Source organism: Caulobacter sp. 10L414, from assembly GCF_056395525.1.
The window spans coordinates 1-12,514 of sequence record NZ_JBFTJR010000099.1 but is presented as its reverse complement, the minus strand read 5'-3'; the positions used below and the strand labels follow the sequence as shown (position 1 = coordinate 12,514).

Annotated in this window: 12 protein-coding genes; 2 read left to right on the top strand and 10 right to left on the bottom strand. The window is 69.8% G+C overall.

The window, feature by feature from the left end; translation table 11 throughout:
• The 4 genes from AC1DCG_RS24100 to AC1DCG_RS24085 form a co-directional block, all read right to left on the bottom strand.
• A partial coding sequence (locus AC1DCG_RS24100) for an Hpt domain-containing protein (protein WP_477041716.1) occupies positions 1 to 962 on the bottom strand: 962 nt, incomplete at its 3' end.
• A 56-nt stretch (positions 963 to 1,018) separates the two neighbouring features.
• Entirely contained in the window at positions 1,019 to 1,384 is a 366-nt protein-coding gene (locus AC1DCG_RS24095; RefSeq protein ID WP_058347355.1) for a response regulator, read from the bottom strand.
• A complete protein-coding gene (locus AC1DCG_RS24090; protein WP_420808196.1) occupies positions 1,381 to 1,665 on the bottom strand; it encodes an STAS domain-containing protein in 285 nt (94 codons plus the stop codon). The genes AC1DCG_RS24095 and AC1DCG_RS24090 overlap by 4 nt, the downstream gene beginning before the upstream one ends.
• On the bottom strand, positions 1,665 to 3,632 hold the full coding sequence (locus AC1DCG_RS24085) for a methyl-accepting chemotaxis protein (RefSeq protein ID WP_477030912.1): 1,968 nt from the start codon (positions 3,630 to 3,632) through the stop codon (positions 1,665 to 1,667). The genes AC1DCG_RS24090 and AC1DCG_RS24085 overlap by 1 nt, the downstream gene beginning before the upstream one ends.
• Positions 3,633 to 3,968: 336 nt before the next feature.
• Here AC1DCG_RS24085 and AC1DCG_RS24080 point away from each other — a divergent pair, with 336 nt between their 5' ends.
• Positions 3,969 to 4,280 carry a hypothetical protein gene (locus tag AC1DCG_RS24080; protein ID WP_058347358.1) on the top strand — a complete coding sequence of 104 codons (312 nt, stop codon included), beginning with the start codon at positions 3,969 to 3,971 and terminating at the stop codon, positions 4,278 to 4,280.
• 256 nt (positions 4,281 to 4,536) lie between these two features.
• On the opposite strand, the gene AC1DCG_RS24075 is transcribed toward AC1DCG_RS24080, so the two are convergent.
• From AC1DCG_RS24075 to AC1DCG_RS24055, 5 genes are all read right to left on the bottom strand, one after another.
• Positions 4,537 to 6,117, bottom strand: coding sequence for a methyl-accepting chemotaxis protein (locus AC1DCG_RS24075; RefSeq protein WP_477030911.1), 1,581 nt, complete (start codon positions 6,115 to 6,117; stop codon positions 4,537 to 4,539).
• A gap of 120 nt (positions 6,118 to 6,237) precedes the next feature.
• Positions 6,238 to 7,386 carry an acyl-CoA dehydrogenase family protein gene (locus AC1DCG_RS24070; protein WP_477030910.1) on the bottom strand — a complete coding sequence of 383 codons (1,149 nt, stop codon included), beginning with the start codon at positions 7,384 to 7,386 and terminating at the stop codon, positions 6,238 to 6,240.
• Positions 7,387 to 7,470: 84 nt separating this feature from the next.
• Positions 7,471 to 9,762: a S8 family serine peptidase gene (locus AC1DCG_RS24065; protein ID WP_477030909.1), complete on the bottom strand. Its 2,292-nt coding sequence runs from the start codon at positions 9,760 to 9,762 to the stop codon at positions 7,471 to 7,473.
• Positions 9,763 to 9,795: 33 nt separating this feature from the next.
• Entirely contained in the window at positions 9,796 to 11,217 is a 1,422-nt protein-coding gene (locus AC1DCG_RS24060) for an amino acid permease (protein ID WP_477030908.1), read from the bottom strand.
• Positions 11,218 to 11,374: 157 nt separating this feature from the next.
• On the bottom strand, positions 11,375 to 11,623 hold the full coding sequence (locus tag AC1DCG_RS24055) for a DUF6356 family protein (RefSeq protein WP_477030907.1): 249 nt from the start codon (positions 11,621 to 11,623) through the stop codon (positions 11,375 to 11,377).
• Positions 11,624 to 11,745: 122 nt separating this feature from the next.
• Between AC1DCG_RS24055 and AC1DCG_RS24050 the strand changes: the two genes are divergently transcribed.
• On the top strand, positions 11,746 to 12,210 hold the full coding sequence (locus AC1DCG_RS24050) for an Lrp/AsnC family transcriptional regulator (protein ID WP_477030906.1): 465 nt from the start codon (positions 11,746 to 11,748) through the stop codon (positions 12,208 to 12,210).
• Between the two features lie 156 nt (positions 12,211 to 12,366).
• Here AC1DCG_RS24050 and AC1DCG_RS24045 read toward each other — a convergent pair.
• Positions 12,367 to 12,514, bottom strand: a 148-nt coding sequence (locus tag AC1DCG_RS24045; protein WP_477041717.1) for an amidohydrolase family protein, incomplete at its 5' end; no start/stop codon positions are given.

Sequence of the window (12,514 nt, the reverse complement as noted above, 5' to 3'; positions counted from 1 at the left end):
GGTTCGGGGGCGGCTTCCACCACCACCGGAGCCGGCGCCTCGGCGACGACCGCCGGAGCGGCTTCGACGGCGGCGGGCGCGTCGCCGGCCAGGAGGGCGGCCAGGGCGGCGTCGGGGTTCAGGCCCTCGCCGCGGGTGATTTCCAGGTCGCAGTCGCCGTCGACGAACTCGAAGACCTCGCGGATGGCGGTCTCGTCTTCCTCGGTCTCCAGGCGCACCGTCCAGGTGGCGTAGGCGGCTTCGGCGTCCAGCATGTCCAGCGGCGGGATGGCGCTGGCGTCCAGGGTGGCCTCGATCGGGCCCAGGCGCGCCAGTTCACGCAGCAGCAGGGCGGTCTCGTTGGCCTTGCGGTAGAGGTCCGACTTGGGACGGATCGACACCGTCCAGACGTTGCCCGCGGCGGCGGCGACGTCGGCCGCCTGCTCGTCGATGGTGATCGTCATCGGCTGGAAGTCGAAACCGAGGTCGTCGTCGTCCAGGGCGTCGTCGGCCCCGATCAGCGCTTCGGCCGGCGCGGCGACGGGCGCGGCTTCGAACACCGGCGCCTCGACCACGGCGGCGGGAGCCGGCGCGGCGTTCGGGTCGGTGCAGGCCTTCAGTTCGGCGGCCATGGCGGCCGAGACGGCTTCGTCCACGACGCCCAGCCCGCGGGCCGAGCTGACGTGGTCGGCCAGCACGTCCGAGGCGCGCAGCAGGGTCACCACCAGATCCGGGGTCGCAGGCACTTCGTTGGAACGAACGGCGTCGAGCAGGGTCTCGAACACGTGGGCGAAGCGCACCAGCGGCTCGAGGCCGAAGGCGCCGGCGCCGCCCTTGATCGAGTGGACGGCGCGGAACACGGCGTTGACGGTGTCGCCGTCGTCGTTGCCGTCCTGCATGGCCAGGAGCCCGCCTTCGAGGTCGGCGAGCAGTTCCTCGCACTCCTGGAAGAAGGTGACCTTGATGGCCTCTAACTCGTCCATTCCAACGTTCCTAAAACGAGAGAGTCTTCAGTGCCCCCGGGCAGGGGGAAACGACGTCAGGCCGCGACGCGGCGGATGGCGTCGACCAGCTTTTCCGGGTTGAACGGCTTGACGATCCAGCCCGTGGCGCCGGCGCGGCGCGCGCGGTCCTTCTTGGCCGGGTCGCTTTCCGTGGTCAGCACCAGGATCGGGATGGCGCGATAGTCGTCGTCGACCCGCACCGCCTCGATGAAGCCGAAGCCGTCCAGCTTGGGCATGTTGATGTCGGTGATGATCACGTCGGGGCGATGGGCCGAAAGCACTTCCAGCCCGTGCTCGCCGTCGACCGCTTCGACGACGTTGAACCCGGCGCCGGCGAGGGCCATGCGCAGCATGTCCCGCATCGTTCGGGAATCATCGACCGTGAGGACCGTCCGCGTCACGATTGAACTCCATGGATATCCGCCGAAAGAAGCGCCCCTTCGGCGCCGAACAGACGGGTGGTTTCGACAAAGGCCTCCGAAGGGGCCCGGATAGAGAAGGACTTGCCGTCCGCCGCCCAGGCGGTCTTGGCCGCCAGGAGCACTTGCAGGCACAGGCCGCCGAGGCGACGGACGTTGCCGGCGTCGACCTCGACCGCATCGCCGCGGCGTTCCAGGAACGCCGCCTTGAGGGGACCCGACGCCTTCAGATCAAGCGTTTCGGGCAGCGAAAGGACAGTCATCAAAACTCCTCCCAGCCGTCGCTGGCCGGGGCGGCCGCTGCGGCGGCGCCGCCACGGCCAGGCCGGGCGAAGGCGCCGAGCCGGGCGCGTTGCTCGGCGACGGGGTTGCGGGCCGGCGAGTCGACATGGGCGTCGGCTTCGCGCGGGCGTTCAAAGCGTTGGGCCGAACCCTCGCCCACACGGAAGCGACCGATCAGGCGCACCAGCTCGCCGGTCTCGCCCTTCAGCGAGTGGGTCGCGGCGGTCGATTGCTCGACCATGGCGGCGTTCTGTTGGGTCACCTGATCCATCTGGTTGACGGCGGTGTTGACTTCGTTGAGGCCGGTCGCCTGCTCGGCCGCCGAGGCGGCGATTTCGGTGACCAGGGCGTCGATCTCGCCGACCTTCGCCACGATCCGCTGCAGGGCCTCGCCGGTCTGGCCGACCAGGCTCACCCCCGCCGAGACCTGCTGGGTCGACGACGAGATCAGGGTCTTGATCTCCTTGGCGGCCTCGGCCGAGCGCTGGGCGAGCGCGCGGACTTCCTGGGCGACGACCGCGAAACCACGTCCCGCTTCGCCCGCCCGGGCGGCCTCCACCCCGGCGTTGAGGGCCAGGAGGTTGGTCTGGAAGGCGATCTCGTCGATCACGCCGATGATCTGGCTGATCTGCTTGGAGGAATTTTCGATTTCGCCCATCGCGGACACTGCCTGATGGACGACCTGGCCGGAATGCGTCGCTTCGCCACGGGTGGTCGAGACCACGTCCGAGGCCTGGCGGGCGCCCGAAGCCGTGCGGCGCACGGTGGCGGTCAGTTCGTCGAGGGCGGCGGCGGTTTCTTCCAGGCTGGCGGCCTGCTGCTCGGTGCGGCGCGACAGGTCGTCCGAAGCGTGGGCGATTTCGTCGGCGCCGGTGCGCAGGCCGTCGGTGGAGGCGGCGATCACCTTCACGGTGTCCTGCAGTTGGGCGATGGCGCCGTTGAAGTCGTCCTTCAGCTTGGCGTACTCGCCCGGGAAGGCGGCGGTGACGCGGAAGGTCAGGTCGCCCTGGGCCAGGCGCTCCAGGCCCTCGGCCAGCGAGCTGACCACCAGGGCGCTTTCGCGGGCGGCGGCGGCGGCGGCGGCTTCCTTGGCGCGACGCTCGTCGGCGGTCAGGGCGGCCGACTTCTCCTGCTCGGCGCGCAGCTGCTCAAGGTGCAGCTGGTTGTCGCGGAACACCTTCAGCGAACGCACGATGGCGCCCAGCTCGTCCCCACGAGTCAGGCGTTCCAGATCGATGCCGTTGTCGCCCTTGGAGAGCTTTTCGGTCGCGCCGGCGATGTCGCCGATCGACTTGCGGGTCGTCATCACGGTCATGAAGGCCAGGGCGCCGACGGCGGCCAGGGTGATGAGCGAGAGAACGATGGTGATGCTGATCGAGGCGGCGGCCTCGGCCTGGCGCTTGGCGGCTTGCGTCTTGGCGCGGTTGGCGGCGTCGTCGACCACCTTCTGCAGCTGCGCGGCCATCTTGACGTACTGGTCTTCGAAGCTGCCGGCGAAGCTCATCGCCATGCCAGCATCGACGTCGACCATGCCGCTGACGGTGTCGACGGCGCTGCGGCACTCGGCCAGCGCCTTGACCAGGGCGTCGATCTTCGGACGTTCCGAGACCGGCAGGCGGGCGGAGAGGCCCTTCATTTCCTTGCCGAGGGTGTCGAACTCGGCGAGCAGCTCGGTGATGCGCGGGCCGGCGGGAGCGGCCATCGGATCGGCCTTGGAGGCCAGGATCTGGTAGAGCTTGCCGTGAGCGTCGGTGATGCGGCGCGACAGCGACTGGATCTCGCTGTTGGTGCGCATGTCGGTCTCGACGACCTGCTGCAGCGCCGCCGACTGGCTCTTCTGCACGACGATGGACCCCACGGCCATGGCCGCCAGCATCAGCAGTGCGAAGGCCGGCGCGAAGCCGATTTTTATGATCAACGGCAGATCGACGAGTCGAAAGCGCTTCATGACAAATCCCCTCCAAGAGACGGCCGTGCCCACGGACCGTCCGCAATGTGGGGCGATCATCACGATAGATTCCTAATAGTTCCTGACTTTGGTTAAGGATGATGGCCGCACCCTGTCGCACCCCGTATCGATATGCGCATACGCACGCGTATTTGAGTCTAGAGAGGGGCGATTGTGGCGACCTGGCGCCCTTCACAAGTCATTATGGTTATCGATAAGTAAATATCGATTATTCTTCGGTGACTCAGACTATCTTAACTTGCGGCTGCGAAAAGGTGCAGGCGTCCGGTTGGCGCAACGTCCAACGGACGAAGAAAAAATACTAGGAGCAGCGGGATGAAATATCCGATCGCTATTGCCGCGGGAATCGCCGGCAGCTTTTTCGTCGCTCAGGCCGCTTCGGCCGCCGGCGGTTTCGAAGACCAAATGGGCCGCTGCCTTCAGCAGTTCGCCAACACCAAGGACGCCGCCCAGGTGATGCTTGAGTGCACCGCCGACGCCGGCAAGCTCTCGGCCTGCAAGGTCGTGGACAACAGCGCGGCCGGCAAGGGCTTCGACAAGGCGGCCATGTGCATCGCCGAGAAGCTGCCGATGGGCTCGAAGACCGGCACCGTGAAGGTTCCGTTCCGCTTCCCGGGCGGCGCGTAAGACTTACGCGCCTTCCCAGAGGGGGTCCAAGCGCCTCCGCTGGTCCAGGCCGGCGCATCCCGCAGGGGACGCGCCAAGGCCGGATCGGCGGGGGCGTTTTGCTGTCTGGACATCGGCGTGGTCAAGTAACGCCGAATACTTTTCAAGCAATGCGTTCTCCAAGAAAAGGCCCGCCTTGCGGCGGGCCAGTTGAGGAGACGCGCGAAGAAACCGACCGGGACGCGTTACGCTACGCCGCGCCCCGGCCTCACGAAATTCAGTACTCTTCCCAGTCCTGGTCGATGGCGACGGCGGCCGAGCCGCGGGCGGCGCCGGGACGCGAGGCCACGCGAGGCGCGGCCGGACGGGGCGCAGGGCGGGCGGCGGGGGGCGTCACCGCCTGGCGAGAGGTCTTGAAACCGCCGACGAGGCGGGTCAGTTCGCTGGACTGGCCCTTCAGCGAATGGGTCGCGGCGGTGGTCTGCTCGACCATGGCGGCGTTCTGCTGGGTGACCTGGTCCATCTGATTGACGGCGATGTTGACCTGGGCGAGGCCGCTCGACTGTTCCTGGGCCGAGGACGAGATCTCGCCGACCAGGGCGTCGATCTCGGCCACCTTGACGACGATGCCGCGCAGGGCCTCGCCGGTCTGGCCGACCAGGGCCACGCCGGCCTCGACCTGCTTGGACGAGGCGCTGATCAGGCTCTTGATCTCCTTGGCCGCTTCGGCCGAGCGCTGGGCGAGAGCCCGCACTTCCGAGGCCACGACCGCGAAACCCTTGCCGGCGTCGCCGGCGCGGGCGGCCTCGACCCCGGCGTTGAGGGCCAGGAGGTTGGTCTGGAAGGCGATCTCGTCGATCACCCCGATGATGTTGCTGATCTCGCGCGAGCTGGTCTCGATCTCGCCCATGGCGGCGACGGCGTCGGTGACGACCACGCCCGAGCGCTCGGCGTCGGTCTTGGCCCCGGCCACCACGTCGGAGGCCTGGCGGGCGCCGGCGGCGGCGCGCTTGACCGTGGCGGTGATCTCGTCGAGGGCGGCGGCGGTCTCTTCCAGGCTGGCGGCCTGCTGTTCGGTGCGGCGCGACAGGTCGTCGGCGGCGACGCCGATCTCGTCGGCGCCCATGCGGATGCCGTCGGTGGCCTGGGTCACGGCGGCCATGGCCTCCTCCAGCGTCGCCACGGCGGCGTTGAAGTCGCCCTTCAGCTTCTGGAAGTCGGGCGTGACCTCGATGTCGAGGCGCGAGGCGAGGTCGCCGCTGGCCAGCCGCGACAGGGCCTCGCCGAGCGCCTGGACCACGGCGGTCTGGCTGCGTTCGTTGGCCTGGCGCACTTCTTCCAGGCGCTGGCGTTCGGCCTCGATGGTCTCCAGGTAGATGGAGATGGCGAAGTCCATGTCGAGCATGACCGCCTTCATCAGGGCCGAGACCGCGTCGCCGGCCTTTTCGGCGCCGTCGGCCTTGGCCATGAAGCCCTTGGGCCAGACCTCGCGGATCGCCGCGCGCATCAGGTGCTCGCTGACCAGGGCGTAGCCGCCGATGTACCAGCGCGGCTCCAGGCCGATGCGGGCGTGGGTCTCGCCGATGGCGCGCACGGCCTTGACGTAGGTGTCGCTGAACTCGCCCTCGGCGATCACCGACCAGTGCGACTTCTGGCGATTGCCGGCCGCGTCCATGTGGCGCTCGTCGCCGAAGAACTTGCGGGTCTCGGGCGTGGCCTTGACGCGGTCGTAGAAGCCCTTCAGCGCGGGACCGATTTCCCTCTCGATGAGCGGACGCAGAGCCCGCAGGGCCGCACGGGCTCGCGTGTCGAGGCCCATGAACGCAACGCGGTCACTCAGTGCATAGTCCTGGCTCATCTGGCCGCTTCCCCGATTGAGATATCGGTGGTCACTCTCGCGGTCGATGGTTAATGCGCCAACAACTTTTCCCGTTTTGAGCGCGTCATGACGTCGCACTCTACCGAGATATGCTTGCGGCTATCCGCCGCGACGAAGTGTTTCTCGGGCGATGACCAGTTGTTGGATCTGGCTGGTGCCTTCGTAAATCCGGAAAATACGGACATCGCGGTACAGGCGCTCGATGCCGTAGTCGGCCACGTAGCCGGCCCCGCCGAAGATCTGCACGGCCCGGTCGGCGACGCGGCCGACCATTTCCGAGGCGAACAGCTTGGCGGCCGCCGCCTCCAGGGTGACGCTCTGGTCGGCGTCGCGCTTGCGGGCGGTCTCCAGCACCAGGGCGCGCGCGGCCAGGGCCTCGGTCTTGCTGTCGGCCAGCATCGCCTGGATCAGCTGGAAGCTGGCGATCGGCTGGCCGAACTGCTTGCGCTCGCTGGCATAGGCCACGCAGTCGGCGATCAGCCGTTCGGCCACGCCCACGCAGACGGCGGCAATGTGCAGGCGGCCGCGGTCGAGCACCTGCATGGCCACCTTGAAGCCCTCGCCCTCGGCCCCCAGGCGGTTCTCGGCCGGCACCCGAACGCCGTCGAAGGTGACGTCGTGGATGTGGGCGCCCTGCTGGCCCATCTTCTTCTCGGCCTTGCCCACGTGCAGGCCCGGCAGCCCGGCGGGCACCAGGAAGGCCGAGACGCCCGAGCCGCCCTTGGCGTCCGGGTCGGTGCGGGCCATCACCGTGAACAGCGAAGCCTTGCCGGCGTTGGTGATGAACCGCTTGGAGCCGGTCAGCACGTAGTCGTCTCCGTCGCGCACCGCCCGCGTCTGCACCGAGGCGCTGTCGGATCCGGCTTCCGGCTCGGTCAGGGCGAAGGAGGTGACGGTCTCGCCCGAGGCGATGCCGGGCAGCCACTTGGCCTTCTGGGCGTCGGTGCCGAACATGACGAGGCCCTGGCTGCCGATGCCGACATTGGTGCCGAACACCGAGCGGAAGGCCGGCGAGGCGCGACCCAGCTCGATGGCCACCAGCGCCTCGTCCTCCATCGAAAGGCCCAGGCCCCCGTGCTCCTCGGGGATCGACAGGCCAAAGAGGCCAAGGTCGCGCATCTCGGCGATCACGGCCTCGGGCACGGCGTCGTTCTCGGCCACCTGGGCCTCGATCGGCCGCAGGCGTTCGGCCACGAAGCGGGCGACCATGTCGAGCAGCTGGTCGCGGGTCTCGCGGTCGAGGGCCATGGCGGTTCCTTCCTGTTTTCCGTCGCGTCAAACGATCGTTTTATTTGCCGACTTTAGCCGGCGCGCGGCGGAATGGAAGGCCCGTCAGAAGCGGGCGCGGTAGGTGGCCGACAGGTTCAGCTCCGGATCGGCCGAGGCGTCGTGGCCGGGCTGCAGGGCCACGCCGCCGCGGAAGGTCAGCCGCCGCTCGCCGTTCAGGGCCTTCTCCAGCCCCAGGCGCAGGTCGATCTCGCGCCCGTCGGGCGAGGCGCTGAACCGCCGGGTGGAGTAGGTCAGCGGGTCCTCGTAGGACAGCGGGGCGTCGGCCAGGGTGGTGGTGAAGGCGCCGGCCTCGATGCGCAGGGGCTGGCTGACCTCGAAGGTCAGCTGGGCGCAGGACCAGCCGATGAGGCCGCAGTCGGCCGCCGCCGCCAGGCGCCAGGCGCCGCTGACCGCGCCGTCGAGGGCCAGCAGGCCGCCCTGGGCGTCCATCCGCCCCATCGAGGCCTCGGCCCGCAGGCTGACGCCCGGCCGGGGCGACAGGTCGAAGGCCGCGGCGGTGAAGCGGGTGGTCGAGGGCAGGGCGAAGGTCGAGCCGGGCGCCAGGAACGAGCCCAGCGGACCCAGCGGCTCCTCCAGGGTTCCGGCCGTCAGGCTGAACACTCCGCCGGCGATGGCCGTCTGGCCGGTGGCCGAGACATAGCGCGAGGCCTTGATCTGGCTGGTCCGCAGCGGCAGGCGCCGCTCGGCCTCGCCCTGCTCGGCGCTGAAGGCGAAGCGGCCCAGGCGCACGGCGGCCTGAACGGTCTGGTCGGGGCGGGCGACCATGCGGAAGGCGTCGCGCCCCTCGGGCCCGGCCGGGGCGGGCGCGCCGCCCTCGCCCTTCCAGGTCGAGAAGCTGAAGCGTCCGAAGGCCGCCTGCATGCGCGCCGAGCGCATGGGCTGAGGCGCCAGCAGCAGGTCGGGCGTGCTGGCGTTGGGCATGTCCTCGAACAGCGGGGCCTCGGCGCTGAAGGCCAGCTGGGCGCCGGCCAGGGCCGGGCCGCCCAGGACGACGGCGCTGGACGCCGCCGCGGGGGGCAGGTCGCCGACGCCGCGGCGTGAGGCCGAGGGCACGCTGCCGGCCAGGTCGACCACGAAGCGGCGGTGGTAGTCGTCGGTCAGCACCGTGGTCAGGGCGCTTGTGCGCGCCAGGGCGTTGCCGAAGGCGCCGGCCATGTTGGCGCCCGGGGCCGCGCCGCCGTCGAGCGTGACGGCGACGCCGGCGCCGGTGGCCAGGCTGCTGGTCCCGACCGGCTGGAAGGCCCGCGTCAGGTCCAGAGATCCCCGGCCATAGGTCGAGTCCGTGCCCGTCGCGCCCACGTCGGCGGCCGTGCGCAGCAGGATCGAGACCGCGTCGCGGCCGGAGATGTTGGGGAAGGCCTGCAGCAGCAGGGCCAGAGCGCCCGAGACGTGCGGCGCGGCGAACGACGTGCCCGAGATCCGCCAGCAACTCGTGCCGTCGCAGTCGGTGATCACGTCCTCGCCGGGCGCGACGATGTAGCCCTCGGCGGCGACGCCGGCGCGGTTGGAGAAGCTGGAGAGGGTCCCCGTGCGCGAGATCGAGCCGACGGCCAGCACGGCGCCGGCATAGCGCGGATCGACGGCGTAGCGGGCCGGCCAGCCCGGATCGGCCAGGCCCTCGTTGCCCGCCGAGGCTGCGACCACCACCCCGGCCGCCGCGGCGCGCGACAGGGCCGCCTCGAAGGTCGCGCCCAGCGGGTCCTCGCCGCCCAGCGACAGGTTGATCACCTTGGCCCCGTTGGCCACGGCGTAGTCGATGGCGCGCGCCAGGTTGGTCGAGCCGAAGATGCAGTCTTCGCAGCTGGGATTGGTCGAGGCCGTATCGGCGCGGATCGACAGGATGGTCGAGCCGTAGGCCACGCCGATCGTGCCCGTGCCGTTGAAGTTGGAGGCGATGATCCCGGCCGAGCGGGTGCCGTGGCGGTCGGTGTCGAACGGGGTGTTGCGGCCGGCGACGATGTCGGTCGAGGCGGCCGACAGGCGGCCGGCCAGATCGGGCTGGGCCGGGTCGACGCCGGTGTCGACGACGGCGACGGTCACTCCGGCGCCGGTGTAGCCCGCGTCATAGGCGACATTGGCGTGGATGGCCGCCAGGCCCCAGCTGCGCTGGTACTCCGTGCTCGTCACGCTCGGAGGCGGCGGCGGCGGCGGCGGCGGCGGCGGCGGAGGGGGCGGAGGAGGCGGTGGAGGAGGAGGGGGAGGGGGAGGCGGCGTGGTCACGCCCGTCGAGGGACCGCCCCCGCCTCCGCCGCCCCCGCAGCCTGTCACCAGCAGGGCCGCGCCGACGACGAGCGCGGCGGGCCAGATGCGCAGGGCGCGGTCGAGATTGGTCATCGAAAACCCCTCCGGCCTGCCCCTGCGCTCACCTTACTTCGCGAGGGACGAGCCTTTCGCGAGGACACTGCGTCGCACGCCGTAAAGGAAGTATATCGCGAGGCCGATCAACTGGGCGTAGAAGAAGTAGTGTTGCGTCTTGGCCGGTAGGCTGATGAACAGATACAGGCAGCCCAGGATCGCGCCCGGCGCCACCAGCCACCAGACCGGCGTTGAGAACACCCGCTGACGGCCAGGCTCGCGCAGGCGCAGCACGATCACCGAGGCGCCGACGGCGATGAAGGCGGCCAGGGTGCCGGCGTTGGCCAGCTCGGCGATCTCCTTCAACGGCAGCAGCCCCGACAGGAAGGCCGCCAGCACGCCGGTCAGCACGGTCATCAGCACCGGCGTGCCGGTCTTGGCGTTCACCCGCGACAGGGCGCGGGGCAGCAGGCCGTCGCGGGCCATGACGAAGAAGATGCGGCTCTGGCCGTACATGAAGGCCAGGATCACGGTCGGCAGGGCGATGACGGCGGCCAGGGCCACGCCGGCGGCGACCTTCGGGTGCTTGAGGGTTTCCAGGATGAACACCAGCGGCGCTTCGCTGGCCGAGAACACCTCGGTGCGCGAGGCGCCGATCGAGACGGCGGCGACGATCATGTAGATGGCCGTGCAGGCGGCCATCGAGCCGACGATGCCGATGGTCAGGTCGCGCTTGGGGTTCTTGGTCTCCTCGGCGGCGGTCGACACCGCGTCGAAGCCGTAGAAGGCGAAGAAGATCAGGCTGGCGGCGGCCATGACGCCGACCTTGAGGCCGTCGGGGCCCGGGTTGGCGGCGAAGCCCTTGGGCATGAACGGCGTGAAGTGGCTGGCGTCGAAGGCCGGCAGGCAGAGGGCGACGAACACGGCCAGGGCCGCGATCTTGATCACCACCAGCACCATGTTGACCGTGGCGCTCTCGCGGGTGCCCAGGGCCAGCAGGCCGGCCACCGCCATCGAGATGATCACGGCCGGCAGGTTGATGATGCCGCCGGCGTGCGGGCCGGCCAGCAGGAAGTCGGGCGTGCCGATCATCTTGAACAGCCCCTGGGCGTGGGCCGACCAGCCCACCGCCACGGCCGCGCAGACCAGGGTGTATTCGAGGATCAGGCTCCAGCCGATCACCCAGGCCACCGGCTCGCCCATGGCCACGTAGCTGTAGGTGTAGGCGCTGCCCGAGGCCGGGATCATCGTCGACAGTTCGGCGTAGCACAGGGCCGCGCAGGCGCAGACCGCGCCGGCGATCAGGAAGGACAGGATCACGCCGGGACCGGCCAGGCCCGCGCCGACGCCGGTCAGGGTGTAGATGCCGGTGCCGACGATGGCGCCGACGCCCAGGGCCACCAGGTGGGGCCAGCTCAGGGTCTTCTTGAGCTGGTGGCCCTCATGGCCGCCGCTCGCCCCGTCGATCGCCTTGCGGCGCGTCCAGAAACTCATGCTTGTCCTCCCGACTGCCGGGGGACCATGGCCGGGGATCGGCGCACCGCCAAGGGGGCAGGGCGCAAAGACGACGGATATTCGGCGCGGGCCCGAAAATGCGCCCTCCACGGACGAAACGCCGGTTTGGGCGGCCTTGAGCCGAAGGATCGTCGGTTCAGATCGCCGCGTCGAAGGCCTGGAAGCTGATCGGCGCCGGCGCCGGGGCGCCGCGGCCCTTCATGCGCGCGTGCAGCGCCTTGACGCAATTGCTGCCGGTGCGCTCGAACAGGAAGGGCAGGACGCCGTGGACCAGGCAGGCCAGGCCCGCGGCCAGCATCGGCAGGCCGAAGCTCCAGGCCATGGCGAAGTGCTCGCCATAGGTTTCGCCCACTTGTCGGGGGTGGCGGGTGAAGAGCTCGAGCATCGCGGGTCCCTCCTCGATCGAGACCTGCGAGGATGCGCCGCGTTGGTGAGAAAGACATTGTCGATCTTGGCGGCGCGCGGCAGGTTGGGAGAATTCCCATCTCCGATATGCGAAGAAGCGAGATGATCGATCTCGATTCCATCGACCGCCGCCTGCTCGCCATCCTCCAGGAGGACGCCACCGCCTCGATCGCCGAACTGGCCGAGCGGGTGGGGCTGTCGCAGACCCCGTGCTGGAAGCGGCTCAAGCGTCTGCAGGACACCGGCGTCATCACCGCCCGCGTCGCCCTGCTCGACCGCGAGGCCCTGGACCTGCCGCTGACCGTGTTCGTGGCCGTCAAGACCGGCCGTCACGACGAGGACTGGCTCGCGACCTTCGCCAAGGGCGCGGGGGCCCTTCCCGAGGTGGTCGAGTTCTACCGGATGGCCGGCGAGGTCGACTACCTGCTGAAGGTGGTGGTCAAGGACATCGCCGCCTACGACCGCTTCTACAAGCGCCTGATCGCCACCGCGCCGCTGACCGACGTGTCGTCCAGCTTCGCGATGGAGCAGATCAAGTTCACGACGGCCCTGCCGATCCCGACCTAGGGGGCGGGTTGCGCTCTTGTCCTCCCCAACCCTGTCCTTCCCCGCGAAGGCGGGGATCCAAGCTGGTTTCCGGGATTTGGCGCGGCCGTCGATCATCCGCGGACTCGGCTTGGGTCCCCGCTTTCGCGGGGAAGCTCGGTTGATAGGTTCTAAGACCTAGCCGCGCCCGTCGATCCAGGTGCGGACGACGTTGCGGTGGTCGTCGAGGAGGACGAGGTCGGCGGCCATGCCGGGGGCGATGGTTCCGCGTTGGGCGGCAAGGCCCAGGAAGGCGGCGGGGGCGCTGGAGGCGGTCMTGACGGCC